Raw genomic sequence first — 16,678 nt, forward strand, 5'->3', positions numbered from 1 at the left:
CGGCATGCCTTCGGCCGGGATCAACAGCGGAACGTCAGATATTCTTCCGCCGCACCTCGGGCGGCACGGTTTCGCATTCGCTGTCGAGGTCGAAATCCTCGACCGGCCGTGACATTTCGGCCCGGTACTGGCGTACGCCGACCAGGGTGCCCAGAATCAAGCCCACCACGAGCGTCCCGATCACGGCGGGCATCAGCCAGGACACCTGCTCCAGGAAGCTGCCGGCGTAGTAGCCGACCAGTAGCAGCACCGGCGCCCAGATGATCGCGCCGATGGTGGAGGCGATGGTGTACTTGCGGTGATCCATCTCCGCGGCCCCGGCGACCATGGGGCACAGCGTGCGCACCCACGGAATCCAGCGCGCCACCAGCACGGCCAGGAACCCGTGCCGGTGCAGTAGTTCGGCCACCCGCCCGAGATTCCGGGTATTGATGTATTTGCCGTTCTTGCGCGCCACCAGGTGATGCCCGGTGCGCTGTCCGACCACATAGCCGACCTGATTGCCCGCGACCGCGGCGATCATGGTTCCGCCCGCCAGCGCCCAGATGTGCAATTGGCCGCTGGCCTGCGAGGCCAGCACGACACCGGCGGTGATGAGCATCGAATCCCCGGGCAGGAACAGCCCGATGATGAACGCGCACTCCAGGAAAACGAAGGTGAGGACGACAGTCCACACCAGCACCGGCCCGGCCGTCTCGAGCGGTCCGAAGCCGCTGAGCGCGAGGGTTAGTGGGGTGGTCGACACCGATGGCTCAGTGCGTCGGCTCGTTCGACGTGGCGGCCAGCTCCGGCGCCGCGCCACGATTGCGCAGGTTCTTCACCACGGTGACGATGCCCGGCAGGATCGAGACGAGCACGATGAGCAGGAAGATGGCCTCAACGTTCTTACGGATGAATTCGACATTGCCCAGGAAGTAGCCGAGCACGGTGACGCCGCCACCCCAGAGGATCGCGCCGACGATGTCGAAGGTGACGAACTTGCGGTACTCCATCTTCGAGACACCGGCCAGCACCGGCATGAACGTGCGCACGATGGGCACGAAGCGGGCCAGGATGATGGTCTTCGGCCCGTGCTTCTCGAAGAATTCGTGGGTCTCGGTGACATACCGCTTCTTGAAGAAGCGACTGTCCTCCTTCTGGAACAGCGCGGGGCCGATGGCCCTGCCTATCCAGTAACCGGACTGGTCGCCGAGAAACGCGATCACGATGACCGAGAACAGCAGCACCCAGAAATTGACCGGCGGATTCGACTGCGCGGACAGCAGACCGCCAGTGAACAACAGCGAGTCGCCCGGCAGGATCGGGAACAGCAGCCCTGTCTCGATGAAAACAATCACCAAGATCGCCGGGAGCACCGCGTGCTTCATCCAGGTATCCGTTAGGAGATGCATGGGATCGAGAATCGCGGGCAGGGCGGCGTTGGTCGTCACGGCATCTGACAAGGCCAGCAAGGTCACGGCGACCACCCTACCGGTGAATGCGGTCTGCCACAGAATGTCGCACAGCGTGCTCTCAGGTGGTTCGCTTCCAGGGCACCGCTTATGGCGAAACACGACTGCCCTAGGGTGTCGCCTGACAGAATTTGTTGTACACAGCACACCACTACGGAGGTCATTGTGCCCATCGCGACTCCGGAGATCTACGCCGAGATGATTGCTCGGGCCAAGGAGAACTCCTTCGCGTTCCCCGCGATCAACTGCACCTCGTCCGAGACGATCAATGCCGCGATCAAGGGTTTCGCCGACGCGGGCAGTGACGGCATCATCCAGTTCTCCACCGGCGGCGCCGAATTCGGTTCCGGCCTGGGTGTGAAGAGCATGGTGACCGGCGCGGTCGCGCTCGCCGAGTTCGCGCATGTGATCGCGGCTGAGTACGACATCACCATCGCGCTGCACACCGACCACTGCCCGAAGGACAAGCTGGACACCTTCGTCCGCCCGCTGCTTGCCATTTCGGCCGAGCGTGTGAAGGCCGGGCAGAACCCGCTGTTCCAGTCGCACATGTGGGACGGTTCGGCGATTCCGATCGACGAGAACCTGGAGATCGCGAAGGAGCTGCTCAAGCAGTGCCACGCGGCCAACATCATTCTCGAGGTCGAGATCGGCGTCGTCGGCGGTGAAGAGGACGGCGTAGAGGCCGAGATCAACGAGAAGCTCTACACCTCCCCCGAGGATTTCCAGAAGACCATCGACGCGCTCGGCGCCGGCGAGAACGGCAAGTACCTGCTCGCCGCCACCTTCGGCAATGTGCACGGTGTGTACAAGCCCGGCAATGTGGTGCTCAAGCCCGAGGTGCTGGCCGAGGGCCAGCGGGTCGCGGCCGCCAAGCTGGGTCTGGGCCCCGACGCGCAGCCGTTCGACTTCGTCTTCCACGGCGGCAGCGGCTCGCTGAAGTCGGAGATCGAGGATTCGCTGCGCTACGGCGTGGTGAAGATGAACGTCGACACCGACACCCAGTACGCCTTCACCCGCCCGCTGGCCGGGCATATGTTCGCCAACTACGACGGCGTGCTGAAGATCGACGGTGAGGTCGGCAACAAGAAGGTCTACGACCCGCGCAGCTACCTCAAAAAGGCGGAGTCCTCTATGGCCGCACGCGTTTTCGAGGCCGCCAACGACCTGAAGTCGGCCGGTCGCTCCATCAGCGCCAAGTAAGGTTGAAACCCGAGGCCGGAGAAAACTCCGGCCAGGTGAGCAGAGCGTGCCGCGGTAGCCGTTCGGTCTCCGGCCGAACCGGCCGCCGCGGCGGCTCGCTTGTAATACGAGGTGCAGCGCAATGATTCTCGATGTGCGGGTCCTCGGACCTGTGCAAGTGCTGGTCGGCGGCCGGCCGGTACTGGTCGGCGGCCCGAAGCCGCGCGCACTGCTGGCGGCATTGACGGTGAACCGGCGGCGGGCGGTGTCCTCGCAGGCCCTGGCCGATATCGTCTGGAACGACGAACCGCCGGACTCCTATCAGGCCAGCCTGCAGGTGTTCGTCTCGAATATCCGGAAGACGCTCCGCAATGCGGGCATCGATCCGGCCGCCGTGCTGCGCACCGAATCTTCCGGGTACCGGCTCGAAATCCCCGATGAGGATTGCGATATCGGGCGTTTCGAGAGCATTCGCCGGTCCGGTACCGAGGCCGCCAATGCGGGCGATCACGAGGGCGCGGCGCGGCTGTACGCGGCGGCCCTGGCCGAGTGGACCGGGCGCGCGCTGGACGATCTGCCGGGGCTGTCCTTCGCCGAAAGTTTCGCCACCGCAATGGATGAGGAGCGGCTGCTGGTCGCTTCCGCCCGGGTCGATGCCGAAATTGCCTGTGGGCGAGCCTCATCGGTGGTCGGCGAGCTGGTGTCCATGACCAATGCGCATCCGCTGCGGGAACCGCTGTGGGCGCAGCTGATCACGGCGCTGTACCTATCGGGCCGGCAGGCCGACGCACTGGAGGCCTGCCGGCGGGTGCGCGGTGTGCTCTCCGATGAGCTCGGCATCGATCCGGGTCCGGCGCTGGTGGCGCTGGAACAGCAGGTGCTGCGGCAGGAACCCTTGCTGACCGGGCAGATCGCCGAGGTCGAGCGGTTGGCCAAGGCCATGACCGAGACGGTCACCGAAATGCCGCGGGCGGTGCGGGCGGGCCAGTTGCTCACCGCGGAGGGCCGGGTGCTGCCCATTGCGGTGGGCGGTATGAAGATCGGCCGGATGACCGACAATGATCTGGTGCTGGACGATCCCAAGGCCAGCCGGTACCACGCGCACATCACGCCCAGCCGGGCCGGATTGCTCATCAAGGATCTGCATTCGGCGAACGGGGTGTACATCAACGAGGCGGCCATCGAGAGTGCCGCGGTGCTCGCCGACGGTGACGCCATCCGGATCGGCGCTACTGTCTTCATCTTTCAAGCCACGCGCTGACGGGCGGTCAGGCGGCCCCGGCTTTGGCCAGCAGATCCACCGTTTCCCGCAGCGCCTGCCGATCTTCCATATCGGGTGGCCGGTAGCCGCCGCTCACGGTGACGGTGATGGTGTCGCCCGCGCATAGCTCCAGATCGTCGAGGCACAGCGGCAGCATGCCGACGAACAGCCGGCGTTCTTTGCAGGTCAGAATGATGTGCGAGGTATGGCAGCTGGTGAGCTGAGCGAGTTCCTCGGCCAGTTCCACGCTGATCGGCCCGGTCAGGGTTACGTCCTCCACGTACACGACCCCACTGTATTACGCTGCTGCCCAGTTGGTTTCGGTTCGTATTTATCCGCGCGGCGATCCGCTGGATATCGATTCGATCGATCTTGGGCGAGTGCCGGTCGTTCGCCGGGGGCGGCGGGTAGGGTCTGCGGCCGGATGTGTCCGGTGGGCCCGAATTGGCGAGAGGTTGTGTGCATGGCCGAGCGGCTGCTGGCCGCGGTGGGAGCGGTGGTGTTCGGGGCTGGTGTGCTGGTGTCCGCGAACCCGTCGATCGCCGTGGCCGCTCCGGCGGAACCCGGTGCGGTAGCGACGATTCCCGGTATCGGGGCGTGCCACACCGACCCGAAACCAGCGCATGAATCGCTGGTGCCCAAAACCGTGGAGGTGCCGGTCTCGTATCCGGTGGTCACGGTGGATCCCGGGCCCGCGGTGGAGAGCACCAAGCGGGTCAAAATGGAGCTGCCCACGGATCCGTGCATCAATCCGTGCCCGGATCTCACCGATCAGCCGGTGCCGCCGCCCGGTCCGGCTGAGCAGCTGGGGATTCCGCGGCTCATCATTCATCCGCAGCCGTTCAATTTCGCCTTCCCCGACCCGAATCCGCCCGCGGTGCCGCCAGGCCCCGATCCGGTGTTCCCGAGCATCGAGGCCGCGGCGCAGTCCCCGGCCCGGCCCGCGCCGCAGGTGTCGGACGTGCACGAGGTCGCCAAGCTGACCGGAGCCGATTCGGTCAATCGCACCGATAAGCGCTGGCAGGTGCAGGGCACCGACCTCGGCATCATGTGGGAGAGCGCGCCCGGGGAAGTCGCCGTCGCCTTCGGTGACACCGTGGGCCGCGACTTCCATCCGCCGGGCGGTATGGGTGAGGACTGGCGCAGTAATCTGCTGGCCTTCAGCACCAATCGCAATCTCGCCGACGGGGTGGTCTTCGACCGCATGGTCACCGACGACCGCTGCCACGCCAGCGAACTGCTGAGCAGCCGCAAAATGGACAATATCGAGATCACCACCATCCCGACCTCGGGCTTCGCCATCGGTGATCGGCAGTACATGAGCTATATGTCCATTCGCACCTGGAACAGCATTCCGGGCACCTGGTACACCAACTACGGCGGTCTCGCCTACTCCGACGATCACGGCGAAACCTGGACAAAAGACCCACACGCCAAGTGGGACAATATCTTCGGCGTCTCCAACTTCCAGGTGGCGGCCATGGTGCCGCAGGGCGATTTCGTCTACATGTTCGGCACGCCCAATACCCGGCTCGGATCGGTCGGGCTGGCCCGGGTGCCCAAGGACCAGGTCCTCAACACCACCGCCTACCAGTACTGGCGCGACGGCCAGTGGACGCCGGTCGGCGGATACGCCGCTGCCACACCGATTGTCGACGCACCCGCCGGCGAACTGTCGGTCCGCTACGACGCCGATCGCAAGGTCTGGCAGATGAGCTACCTGGACACCGCCAAGGCGTCTCTCGTTGTGCGCGAATCGGATTCACCCCAGGGCGTCTGGTCCGACAGCACCGCCACCGTCAGCGCCCTCCAATTCCCGGAACTCTACGGCGGTTTCATCCACCCCTGGTCCACCGGCAAAGACCTCTACTTCACCATGTCCACCTGGAGCGACTACAACGTCTACCTGATGCACGTCACCCTGGAGTGAGGCGAACGGCAGCAGGCGGGCGGCGCAGTAGGTGGCGCCCGCCGCTTTCTCAACCGTGACAACTGATCTCGGAGGTTCGGGGTAACTCCTCGGGTACGACCGAAATGGTTTCGGCACCCCGACCGCAAGCACGCGTGCCTGCGGTGAACGGCTCTCAGCTGTGCGTTGAAGTTTCGGGGAGGCGGCTCAGTACCCGACCGCAAGCACGCGTGCCTGCGGTGAACGGCTCTCAGCTGTGCGTTGAAGTTTCGGGGAGGCGGCTCAGTCGGACGTCGGCGATTGCTCGGCCGAAGAGCTTCTTGCCGTCCGAGTTGGCGCCGAGAACGATGGTGGCGGAACCTGTTTCGGCGTTCACGGACTTCACCTTGCCGGTGAACTCCACGAAGGTGGGTGCGGTCTGCTCGACCGGGACGAAGCCGGAGAAGCGCACGCTGAACTTGGAGAGGGCGGCCGGATCGCCCAGCCAGGACACCAGGTAGCTCGCGGTCAGGCCCATGGTGAGCATGCCGTGCGCCACCACGGTCGGCAGGCCGACCAGGCGGGCGGCGGCGTCGCTGAAGTGAATCGGGTTGGGGTCGCCGGAAACTCCGGCGTAGTTCACCAGATCGCCACGGGTGACGGGCATCTTGGCGGCGGGCAGCTCGGTCCCGGCCACCAGGGTCGCGGCGGTGGGTGTGGTGTGCACCGGGCGGGCCGGGGCGGGGTCACGGAAATCGGTGACCTCCTCCGGCGCGAGCAGGATGAGCCCGGCCGGATCGGTGGCGCCGGAGTCGTCGGGGACGTGGCCGTGCATGACCACTCCGATCACCGTCTCCGCGCTCGCCGGATCGATCTCCACGCCGCGGCGGGCCACGATGGTGGTGGTCGCCACCAGCACCGGCAGGGCGTCGGCGTCGGTCAGCGTCACCTTGACGGTGATGAAGTCATTGTCGCCGTAGGAGCGGATCTGCTCGATGCCCACATCCACCGACAGCAGGTCACCGGCCAGAATCGGGCGGTGGTACTCGAAGGTCTGATCGGTCTGCAGGAACTGCGAGACGTCGTACTCGGTGAGCACGGTGCCGATCAGTGCGCGGGTGGTGGCGGCGCCGATCACCGAGGCGAAGGTCGGTGAGGCGATCAGACCGGCGTAGCCGATCGCGAGGGCGTCGTCTTCCCTGTGATGGGCGGGGTGATCATTTCGTACGGCGCGCGCGAATTCGCGGACCTTCTCACGGCCCACGTCATAGTGATCGCGGACGCGGAAGTGCCGTCCGACCAGATCGGTGGCGGTGGTGGCGGCTAGCGCCTCGGCCGTCTCCGGCATGGTGTTCAGCTCCCTGCAAAGTTCGAAACCTGGTGGGCCGGTGGCGGATCGGTGTCAGCGCAGCCGACGGCCGAAGCCGCGCATGCGCCGACGTGCCGTCATGGCTGGCCCAGACAATCCGCGCTATGTTACCGGCGTGTTGGTCTGCTGACCAGGTGTTTGTGATGTTCATCGCGCGCAGGTGCGCGAATGCGTCACCCGCCCACAGGGAACATCTGCGGGTCGATGTGGAGCGTTAGCAGATCAGTGTGGAGTGTTGGCTGGATCGCAGACTTTCCAGCCGTCGGTGGTGTGCTGCAGGTTGAACGTGCGCGATGACGTTTTTGCCGGATCCGCCTCGGTGTACACCGTGGCCTGCGCGATCGCGGAATCTCCGGTGATCTTGACGGCGTCCACGCTCTTCACCACCGGAATGCTCTTCTGCTCCTTCGACGTTCGGTACACCCCTGCGAACTGATCCGCCGAAATATTCTGGTAGAAGTCGTGCTGCGTGCCGCAGGTGATACCGCGCAGCTTGTCCAGATCACCGGCCGCCAGCCCCGCCGTGTACGTCGAAATCGACGCCGTGACCTGCGAGTCCGGCGAATTGTCGGACGAACCCTTCGCCACCGCGATCACCACGCCGATCACCACGAGCACCGCCACGGCCGCCGCGGCGATAATCCAGACCCGCTTCTTGGACCCGCCACCGGCCGCCGCGGGCTCAGCCGCTTCACCGGCAGCAGGCACCCGCTGCGGCGCGGCAATGACCCGAGTCGCGTCCTGTCCTGGCCCCTGAACACCCGCAGCGCCCTGCTGGCCGCCACCGGGACCCTGCGCGCCCTTGCCGCCACCGTGACCTCGAGGTCCACCCGGGCTCTGAGGTCCGTTCGGACTTTGAGGTCCGCCGAGGCCCTGAGGTCCATTCGGACCTTGAACTGGACCAGCACCCTTGGGTCCGTTCGGACCTTGGGGTGCGCCGGGACCCTGAGGTCCGTTCGGGCCTTGCAGTGCACTGGGGCCCTGCGGTCCGCCGGATCCCTGAGGTCCGTTCGGACCCTGCGGTGCGCCCGCCCCGACCCGCTGCGGGCCCGGCGGAACGGCACGCGGTCCGCGAACCGGATGCGCGGGCATGGTCGGCTGCATATCGGCAGGCGAAGGCGCACTGGCCGGTTGGCGCGGCGCATTCGGCCGCGGCGGCGGCGAAGGCCGCGTCTCCTCGACCCCACCCACCTGCTCCGGCGCATTCCCGCGCGGACCGACATTGCGCGGCCCCGCATTCAAGCGCGGTGACGCCGGCGGCTTGCTCACCGCCCGCCCCTGCGGCCCCGAAACCCGAATCTTCTCGGTAGCCTGCTCGCCCGTAACAATCGGCAGCAGTGTAGTGGCGTCCCCGGACCCATCCGGAACCTTCGACAGCGCAACGGTTTCCGAATCCGCCGCCCCCGAATCCGCACCGCCCCCGGCATTCCCGCCCGTGCCATCCGAGCCGGCAGCCCCGTCCGGCCCCGTGCCCTTCGCATCGCCGGACCCCGGCGCACCATCACCGGTCCCGCCCGCTCCTGACGCACCGCCCTGCGCCGCCGCAGCCGGTTGAGCTACCTCGCCCGCCGCGCCACCCGCCTGGCTGGAATCACGCCCGCCCTGCGTCCCAGCGCCGGCGACATCGCCACGCGAGCCACCCTGCCCATCACCGGCATTCCCCCCGGAACCGGTGGCCGCGGTATCGGACTGACCGCCCGCAGCTTGCTTTCGGTCATCACCGGGCGCATCCGAAGGACCCCGCCCAGCTGCTCCAGCCGCCGCGCCCGCCGCCGCAGCCGCCGACTTCCCGGCCACGCCAGCGCTATCCGCCCGTCCGGCGGCACTATTCGCCTGCCCACCCGCACCGCGCGCCGATCCGGCCGGCGCATCCTGCCGTTGAACAACTTTGAACTGCGTAGTGACATCCGCAGACGGAGGCGGATTCCCCGGCCCCGCCGGCGGAGTCGACCGCCCAACCTGCCGCGCCCCGAAAACCTGCGAAGCCCCCTGCTGCCCGCCGCCCTGCGAAGCCTGGCCGCCCTGCGCCGTCGGACCATTTACCGATGCGGGGTTGCTCCGCTGCGCCGCCGAGCCGCCCTGCGAAGCCGAACCACCTTGTGCGGCAGAGTCACTCCGCGAAGCCGGGCCACCCTGCCGTGCGGAATCAGCCTGCGAGCTCGGGCCGCCCTGCGACGTGGGACCACTCGCCGACGCCGGGTTGCCACCCTGCGGAACCGAGCCACGCTGTGCGGCAAAGCCACTCTGCGAAGGACCGCCGTCCTGCCGCGCGGGATCACCCTGTGCTGCGGGGCCACCCTGTGAGCCGGGGCCGCCCTGCTGGGCGGGACCGCTTGCCGACCCTGCGTTGCCACCCTGCGGGGTCGCGCCGCGCTGGGGGATCGAACTACCTTGTGCGGCAAAGCCGCTCTGCGATGGTCCGCTACCTTGCCGCGCGGAATCAGCCTGTGAGCCGGGGCCGCCCTGCAACGCCGGGCTACTCGCCGACCCGGCGTTGCCACCCTGGGAGGCAGAGCCGCGCTGCGGAATCGAACCACCTTGTGCGGCAGCGCCACCCCGAGGGTCGGGGCTGCCCTGCCGGGTGGGACCGCTCGCCGACCCGGCGTTGCCGCCCGGGGTCGAACCACCTTGCGGGGCCGGACTACTCGGCGCGGCGGGGTTGCCGCCCCGGCCCGGGCCGCTCGGCGGGGTTGTGCCCGCGTGGGGGGTGGTGGGGATGCGGGTGGTGGGGCCTTCGGCCGGTTCGTACTTGATGGTGGCGAAGTTGGATTTGCCCCGCGGGGTCGGGGGCAGGGGGGAGGGGGCGACGCCGCGGGTGCGGATGATTTCGGTGGCGGCGGTCGGTGCCGGGTTCGACGAAGCGGCCGGCTGCTTGCCGGCCGGCGCCTGGGGAGTGTCCTGTTCGGCGCCCGTGCCCGGGGCTGCCGGGCGGGCAGGGTCCTGTGGCTGCTGGTCGTCGTTCGAGTCGGACACGCGCTACCCCTCGCTTCGGCGGAACTGTGATTCGACGGTCAGCCTACTGAGCATTTCGATGGTCGGTGCAGAATGATCGGCATGACGTCCTTCGGTGATCTGCTCGGACCGCAACCGGTACTCCTCCCGGAAAACTCGGATGCGGAGGAAGCGCTGCTGGAGAACCAGGATCCGGTGCTGGTCGCAGCCGCGCATCCGACGGCCTCCATTGCCTGGGCGTACCTCGCCGAGGCCGCTCTCATCGCCGGCGCCGGCGAGGTGAACGCCGACACGCTGGCGGCCTACGCCTTCGCCCGCACCGGCTACCACCGCGGCCTGGACCTGTTGCGCCGCAATGGCTGGAAGGGCTTCGGCCCGGTGCCGTGGAGCCACGAACCCAACCAGGGTTTCCTGCGTGCGGTCGCGGTGCTGGCCAAGGCCGCCCGCACCATCGGTGAGAACGACGAATACGCCCGCTGCCTGGACCTGCTCGAGGATTGCGACCCGCGCGCCGCGGGCGAACTCGGGCTCGACTGACACTTTGACCAGTGGCCTGGGCACCACCTTCGACGCCGCCAAGGACAGCGGTGTGGCACGCATGCGCACCGCCGCCGCCCGGGTTCGTCTCTCGCTGCTGCCGATCGTGCAGTGCGCGGTCGGGGCGGGCCTGGCCTGGTTCATCGCACATAAGGTAATCGGTCACCCACAACCGTTTTTCGCGCCCATGGCCGCCATGATCTCGATCGGTGTGTCGTTCGGCGCCCGTCTGCGCCGGGCGGTCGAGTTGATCGCCGGTGTGTCCGTCGGCATCGGCATCGGCGACCTGTTCGTCTCCTACTTCGGCACCGGCGTCTGGCAGATCTCACTGCTGGTGATCTTCGCCATGTGCGCGGCGGTGTTCCTGGACGGCGGACCGGTCATCACCATGCAGGCGGCGTCCTCGGCGGTGCTGGTCGCCACCCTGATCCCGCCGCACAGCGGAGCTTCGCATTTCCGCATTGTGGATGCCCTGGTCGGCGGCATGGTCGGCATTGTCGTGGTGGCGGCGATCCCGCTGCATCCGGTGCGCCGGGCCAGACAGCAGGCGGCCGACATCCTCGGTGTCATGGGCAAGGCGCTCACCGATGCCGCGGACGGACTGCTGGAGCACGACGCCGACAAGATCAAGGCGGCGCTGGAGGCGGTGCGCGGCACCCAGACTCGCCTCGACACCCTGCGCAGCACTCTCGCGGGCGGCCGGGAGATCAGCAGAATCTCACCGCTGTACTGGAATTCGCGCGCCCGCCTGGAGCGCATTCAGGACACCGCGGACCCGATCGACAATGCCGTCCGCAATACCCGTGTATTGCTGCGCCGCGCACTGTCTCTCGTGCGTGACGACGAGGTCCTCAACCCGAGCCTGACCCTCGAGGTGGAGCAGCTCGGCAAAGCCGTGGAGGTGGTCCGCGAAATGGTCCTCGCCGATCCCGGCGAACAACCCGATGCCGCGGAGGCCACCCGCGTCCTGCGCACGGTCGCCAAGGGCGCCACCAAGGACATGGTCGAGGGCGCGGGCATTTCCGCGCACGTGGTGTTCGCTCAGATCCGTTCGATCCTGGTCGATCTCATGCAGGTGTGCGGTATGCGCAGGCTCTCGTCCATCGCCCTGCTGCCGCCGACCGTGCCGAATCCCTATGTGACGCCGATCGATTAGGTCCAGAAGCGCGTCAGCGATCCGCCCCAGCTCGACCAGATCGACGGCACGCCCGACAGGCCGAACAGCGCGCGAATGCCGTCGAAGAACGCGATATTGATCTGCGGCACGAACAGCAGCGCGATCAGGATCAAGAGTCCGTACGGCTTGATCTGATCCATCGACCGCCGCGTCTCATAGCTCAGCGACGGCTCCAGAATCCCGTAACCGTCCGTGCCGGGCACCGGGATCAGATTCAGCACGGTCGCCATGATCTGCAGGAACGCAAGGTAACTCAGGCCGAACCAGAACGCGGCGTGCGAGGACGAACTGCCCCACAGCCGCACGATGATCAGCAGCGCGATCGCGCACGCGGCATTGACCGCCGGACCCGCACCGCTCACGGTCCGCTGCGTCCGGGCGTCGAAGGCCCCCGAATTCACGTACACCGCACCACCTGGCAGCGCGAACCCGCCGATGGCGATGAATAGGATCGGCAACCCGATCGACAGCAGCGGATGACTGTATTTCAGCGGATTCAGCGTGAGATACCCACGCAATTCCACATCCCGGTCCCCGGCCCGCCACGCCACATACGCGTGCGCGAACTCGTGCAGGCAGAGCGAGACGATCCAGCCCGCCACCACCATGACGAAAACGCCGAACTGGGCCTGGCGCGAGAGCAGATCGGAAATCCACGCCACCACGCCGCCCGCCACGGCAATCGCGATGACCAGCAGGAAGATCGGGCTCGGCCGCACGGCCCCCGGGGTTCGGCCGAGCGCGCGGGGAGAGCTCATCGGACTCCTTGTATGAGACCCGGTGCGCCACCGGGAGCAGGTCAGCGGACCAGCAACCACGGTTCGTGATGCCGGTAGAAAGTGGAGCGCCGCACCGGCTTATCGGTGGTGATGCCGTCGCGGGTGACGATGGCGCCGCGGGTGCCGAGCTGCATGGCCCGGCCTTCCACCCAGCGCTTCTTCCGCAATCCGCGGTGCACGCTCGCGTGCAGGCCGGGCAGCTCCAGTGTGGGGGAGACCAGCAGGGCGGCGACCTTTCCGGTGAAGAGCCGCGTGTCGTCCACGTACGCTTCGCCTTCCAGCTTGCCGCCGTCCTCGGCGACGAGGGTGGCGCGGCCGATGAGCACCTTGCCGGTGTCGTCGCGAATCAGCGGGGTCTCCTGCGGCTTGCCGTCGAGCGCGCGTTTGGCGGCGGCGCTGCCGGTGCCGGTCTCGTAGGCCCGGGAGCCGTAGGTGCGGTCCACGGGTACGTAACCGATCTCGACGCCGAGCCGCTCGGTGCGCATCAGGTGGGTCAGCACGGCGGCCAGGCCGGCGTCCTCACCGAGCACGATCAAGCGGGGGAGACTGTCGGCGGCCATGACGGGCAGCAGCTCGTCCAGCACCGTGGTGTCCGGAATCGCCGAAGTCTGGGTGAGGGGGAGAGAGGCGAGAGCGATCGGTACCGGTGCGCCGTCGCAGCGGAGAACATGGGTACTCAACTGCCGTACACCCTCCTCTGACCTGACAACACCATCGCCTCGCTGAACTCTCGCGCACCCCTGCGGGTCCACCTCCACAGTCACAATAGCCCTGTTGAAGTGCCCTCGCCTCGCCCGCACGTCGCACCTCACCCCCATGGTTCGTGGCCCGTCTCGTTCTGGACCGAGTGGAGCGGGGGAGCGCAGCGGAGGAGCGGAGGGTGGGAAGAACGAGACTCCCAGGGCCACGAACCCGCCGTAGCGAAGCGGAGGCAAATCAAACAGAGCCATCTATTAGACTGTGCGTCCGGCCACCGCCTTCTGACGGCGGGTAGCTGCAGCATCACCGGTGCTGCGCGTCGAACCCGTAGGAGACTCCTAATGCCGGCAATCGTGCTGATCGGCGCCCAGTGGGGCGACGAGGGCAAGGGCAAAGCGACCGATCTGCTCGGTGGCCGTGTCCAGTGGGTAGTGCGGTACCAGGGCGGTAATAACGCGGGTCACACCGTGGTGCTGCCCAATGGCGACAACTTCGCACTGCACCTGATTCCCTCCGGCATCCTCACCCCGGGTGTGACCAACGTCATCGGCAACGGCGTGGTGGTCGATCCGGGCGTGCTGCTCGACGAACTCGCGGGCCTGGAACAGCGCGGCGTGGACACCTCCCGCCTGCTGCTGTCGGCCGACGCGCACCTGATCATGCCGTACCACGTGGCCATCGATAAGGTCACCGAACGCTTCCTCGGCAACAAGAAGATCGGCACCACCGGCCGCGGCATCGGCCCCTGCTACCAGGACAAGGTCGCCCGCGTCGGCGTCCGCGTGGCCGATGTGCTGGACGAGAAGATCCTCACCCAGAAGGTCGAGGCCGCACTGGAATTCAAGAACCAGGTGCTGGTGAAGATCTACAACCGCCGCGCGCTCGACCCGCAGCAGGTGGTCGACGAGGTGCTCGAGAAGGCCGAAGGCTTCAAGCACCGCATCGCCGACACCCGCCTGCTGCTGAACCAGGCCATCGAGGGCGGCGAGATCGTGCTGCTGGAAGGCTCGCAGGGCACCCTGCTGGATGTCGACCACGGCACCTACCCGTACGTCACCTCCTCCAACCCGACCTCGGGCGGCGCGGCGGTCGGTTCGGGCATCGGCCCCAACAAGATCGAGACCGTGCTCGGCATCCTGAAGGCGTACACCACCCGCGTCGGCTCCGGCCCCTTCCCGACCGAACTCTTCGACGAGTCCGGCGTGTACCTGGCCAAGACCGGCGGCGAGGTCGGCGTCACCACCGGCCGCGCCCGCCGCACCGGCTGGTTCGACGCCGTGATCGCCCGCTACGCCACCCGCGTCAACGGCATCACCGACTACTTCCTCACCAAGCTGGACGTCCTCTCCAGCCTGGACACCATCCCGATCTGCGTGGCCTACGAGGTCGACGGCGAGCGCGTCGAGCAAATGCCCACCACGCAAACCGATTTCCACCACGCCAAGCCCATCTACGAGGAAATGCCCGGCTGGTGGGAAGACATCTCCGGCGCCCGCACCTTCGAAGAACTACCCCCCAACGCCCAGGCCTACGTCCTGCGCTTGGAGGAACTGTCCGGCGCCCGCATGTCCTGCATCGGCGTAGGCCCGGGTCGCGACCAGACCATCGTCCGTCACGACATCTTGGGATAAGCCCCGCGGGAGTAGCTCTCCCCGAACGCTTTTCGCCCCCGCCGCGTGAAAACGCCGCGGGGGCGACCCATTTCAGGCGCGGCAACGCTCCCGATTCAGCGGCCTCCCGTCTCCGGTCTCACGAGTGGGCTCCGGTGGTGAGCCTCGACGGCGTGTCGCCACCGTGAGAGCCCACTCGGTGAACCGATCTCGATGTGCGAGTGCGGGGAGGGTCCTGCTGGGTTTTCGGCTGTGGGGAGTGCGGGCTTTATCAGTAGCAGGTCATCGGGGTCAGGGGTTCGATGGCGTGGGGGGTCAGTGAGTTGTAGGCGGCTGCCAGGCACTTGACGCCGATTCGGATGTCGGCTTCCTCGTGGGTGAACGGGAGGCGGAGGAAGCGTTCGAAGGCGCCTTGGACGCCGAAGCGGGGGCCCGCGGCGAGGAGGACGCCGTGGTTGGGGGCGGTGGCGGCCAGGGCGGTGGAGACGGGGGCGGGGAGTTGGGCCCAGAGGGACATGCCACCCGCGCCGGGGGAGACGCGCCAGTCGGGGAGGTCCTCGGCCAGGGCGTCCAGGAGGGTCGCGCGGCGGGAGCGGAGCTGTTGCCTTCGGACGGTGAGGATTTCGTCGGCGTGCTGGAGCAGGTGGACGGTGGCCAGCTGGTCCATGACGGGCGTGCCGAGGTCCATGGTGGAGCGGGTGCCGAGGAGTTTGGTGATGAGGGATTGGCTGGCGCGCACCCAGCCGACGCGCAGGCCGCCCCAGAAGGACTTCGAGGCCGAGCCGATGGTCACGATCTCCGAGCCGCGTGCGAATGCCGCTACCGGAGGCATGATTTCGTCATCGGTGAGGTGCAGATCCACCATCGATTCGTCGACGATCACCGTCATGCGGGTTTCGCGGGCGATCGCCGCCAGCTCGGCGCGGCCCTCGGCGGACAGCAGCAGTCCGGTGGGATTGTGGTAATCCGGCACCAGGTACGCGATGCTCGCCGCGGTTTGCCTTGCGGCACTGCGGATTCCGTCCAGATCCCAGCCGTCCGGGCGCAGCGGCACGGGCACCGGCCGCGCGCCCACATCGCGAATGGCCTCGATGGCATTGGGATAGCTGGGGTGATCGATGAGCACCCGCTCGGCCGGAGTGGTGAGCACATTCAGCAGTAGCCGCAATCCGTGCTGCGCGCCGAGGGTGACCAGAATCTGATCGGGATCGGTGGGCAGCCCGCGCTCGGTGTACCGCCGGGCCAGCGCCTCGCGCAGCATGAGCATGCCGACCGGGTCCATGCCGTGCGTTCCGAGATACGTCGGAAGTCCTTGCAGCGCAGTGGTGTACGCATCCATCATCTCCACCGGAGCGGACATGGCGGCATATGTCATATCGATGGTCGGCAGCTCCGGCTGCGCCATCATGGCGAGCAGGCTGCGCGCCGGTTTGGTGCCGTCGTGCACCACCGTCGGCGGCAGCGCCACCGTGCTGCGCGAACCCTGCCTGCTGATCAGATAACCGTGCTCGCGCAGCAGCGAGTACGCGGAGGTGACGGTGGTGCGGCTGACGCGCAGGCTGGTGGCCAGATCGCGTTCGCTGGGGAGGGCCACGCCCAGCGGCGCGCGGCCGTCGTGAATGAGCAGCCGGACGCTCTCGGCCAGCGCGACATACGCGGGCCGGGTGGTGCGCCTGCTGTCGGTTGCCGGGGCGGCGCCGGGTTCGTCGTGCCGCCACCGGCCCAGGTCGCGGGTAAGGCTGGCCGCGCCGATCACTCGTATCGCCATAAAGG

The 16,678-nt window shown here is 67.5% G+C and carries 14 protein-coding genes; 6 read left to right on the top strand and 8 right to left on the bottom strand.

The features are described from left to right. Positions 1-34: 34 nt before the first annotated feature. Positions 35-745: a DedA family protein gene (locus tag OG716_RS33055; RefSeq protein WP_355130651.1), complete on the bottom strand. Its 711-nt coding sequence runs from the start codon at positions 743-745 to the stop codon at positions 35-37. Positions 746-752: 7 nt separating this feature from the next. Next, entirely contained in the window at positions 753-1,442 is a 690-nt protein-coding gene (locus tag OG716_RS33060; protein WP_327146308.1) for a VTT domain-containing protein, read from the bottom strand. Between the two features lie 174 nt (positions 1,443-1,616). Between OG716_RS33060 and fbaA the strand changes: the two genes are divergently transcribed. Continuing rightward, on the top strand, positions 1,617-2,654 hold the full coding sequence (gene fbaA / locus OG716_RS33065) for a class II fructose-bisphosphate aldolase (protein WP_355130653.1): 1,038 nt from the start codon (positions 1,617-1,619) through the stop codon (positions 2,652-2,654). A 121-nt stretch (positions 2,655-2,775) separates the two neighbouring features. Next, complete coding sequence (locus OG716_RS33070) at positions 2,776-3,894, top strand: BTAD domain-containing putative transcriptional regulator (protein WP_405134339.1); 1,119 nt, start codon at positions 2,776-2,778, stop codon at positions 3,892-3,894. A gap of 7 nt (positions 3,895-3,901) precedes the next feature. On the opposite strand, the gene OG716_RS33075 is transcribed toward OG716_RS33070, so the two are convergent. After that, positions 3,902-4,180: a hypothetical protein gene (locus OG716_RS33075; protein WP_405134340.1), complete on the bottom strand. Its 279-nt coding sequence runs from the start codon at positions 4,178-4,180 to the stop codon at positions 3,902-3,904. 177 nt (positions 4,181-4,357) lie between these two features. Here OG716_RS33075 and OG716_RS33080 point away from each other — a divergent pair, with 177 nt between their 5' ends. Continuing rightward, positions 4,358-5,824: a DUF4185 domain-containing protein gene (locus OG716_RS33080; protein ID WP_405134341.1), complete on the top strand. Its 1,467-nt coding sequence runs from the start codon at positions 4,358-4,360 to the stop codon at positions 5,822-5,824. Positions 5,825-6,053: 229 nt separating this feature from the next. Here OG716_RS33080 and OG716_RS33085 read toward each other — a convergent pair whose 3' ends face one another. Both OG716_RS33085 and OG716_RS33090 read right to left on the bottom strand, forming a co-directional pair. Further along, positions 6,054-7,130 carry a fused (3R)-hydroxyacyl-ACP dehydratase subunits HadA/HadB gene (locus tag OG716_RS33085; RefSeq protein ID WP_405134342.1) on the bottom strand — a complete coding sequence of 359 codons (1,077 nt, stop codon included), beginning with the start codon at positions 7,128-7,130 and terminating at the stop codon, positions 6,054-6,056. A gap of 243 nt (positions 7,131-7,373) precedes the next feature. Continuing rightward, the gene (locus tag OG716_RS33090) at positions 7,374-7,859 is read right to left on the bottom strand and encodes a hypothetical protein (RefSeq protein ID WP_405134343.1); all 486 of its coding nucleotides are present in this window, start codon (positions 7,857-7,859) and stop codon (positions 7,374-7,376) included. A 2,346-nt stretch (positions 7,860-10,205) separates the two neighbouring features. Here OG716_RS33090 and OG716_RS33095 point away from each other — a divergent pair. Both OG716_RS33095 and OG716_RS33100 read left to right on the top strand, forming a co-directional pair. Beyond that, positions 10,206-10,640, top strand: coding sequence for a DUF3151 domain-containing protein (locus OG716_RS33095; protein ID WP_355130663.1), 435 nt, complete (start codon positions 10,206-10,208; stop codon positions 10,638-10,640). Positions 10,641-10,701: 61 nt separating this feature from the next. Further along, positions 10,702-11,796 carry an FUSC family protein gene (locus OG716_RS33100; RefSeq protein WP_405140078.1) on the top strand — a complete coding sequence of 365 codons (1,095 nt, stop codon included), beginning with the start codon at positions 10,702-10,704 and terminating at the stop codon, positions 11,794-11,796. Here the strand turns inward: OG716_RS33100 and OG716_RS33105 are convergent. Both OG716_RS33105 and OG716_RS33110 read right to left on the bottom strand, forming a co-directional pair. After that, positions 11,793-12,575: a site-2 protease family protein gene (locus OG716_RS33105; protein ID WP_405134344.1), complete on the bottom strand. Its 783-nt coding sequence runs from the start codon at positions 12,573-12,575 to the stop codon at positions 11,793-11,795. The genes OG716_RS33100 and OG716_RS33105 overlap by 4 nt on opposite strands. A gap of 41 nt (positions 12,576-12,616) precedes the next feature. After that, positions 12,617-13,276, bottom strand: coding sequence for a hypothetical protein (locus OG716_RS33110; protein WP_355130666.1), 660 nt, complete (start codon positions 13,274-13,276; stop codon positions 12,617-12,619). A 360-nt stretch (positions 13,277-13,636) separates the two neighbouring features. Here OG716_RS33110 and OG716_RS33115 point away from each other — a divergent pair, with 360 nt between their 5' ends. Further along, positions 13,637-14,926, top strand: a complete 1,290-nt coding sequence (locus tag OG716_RS33115) for an adenylosuccinate synthase (RefSeq protein ID WP_405134345.1) — start codon at positions 13,637-13,639, stop codon at positions 14,924-14,926. A 250-nt stretch (positions 14,927-15,176) separates the two neighbouring features. Here the strand turns inward: OG716_RS33115 and OG716_RS33120 are convergent, their stop codons facing one another. Then, positions 15,177-16,673, bottom strand: coding sequence for a PLP-dependent aminotransferase family protein (locus tag OG716_RS33120; RefSeq protein ID WP_405134346.1), 1,497 nt, complete (start codon positions 16,671-16,673; stop codon positions 15,177-15,179). Positions 16,674-16,678 lie beyond the last annotated feature (5 nt).

The organism is Nocardia sp. NBC_01388, assembly GCF_045040085.1.
GTDB lineage: Bacteria > Actinomycetota > Actinomycetes > Mycobacteriales > Mycobacteriaceae > Nocardia.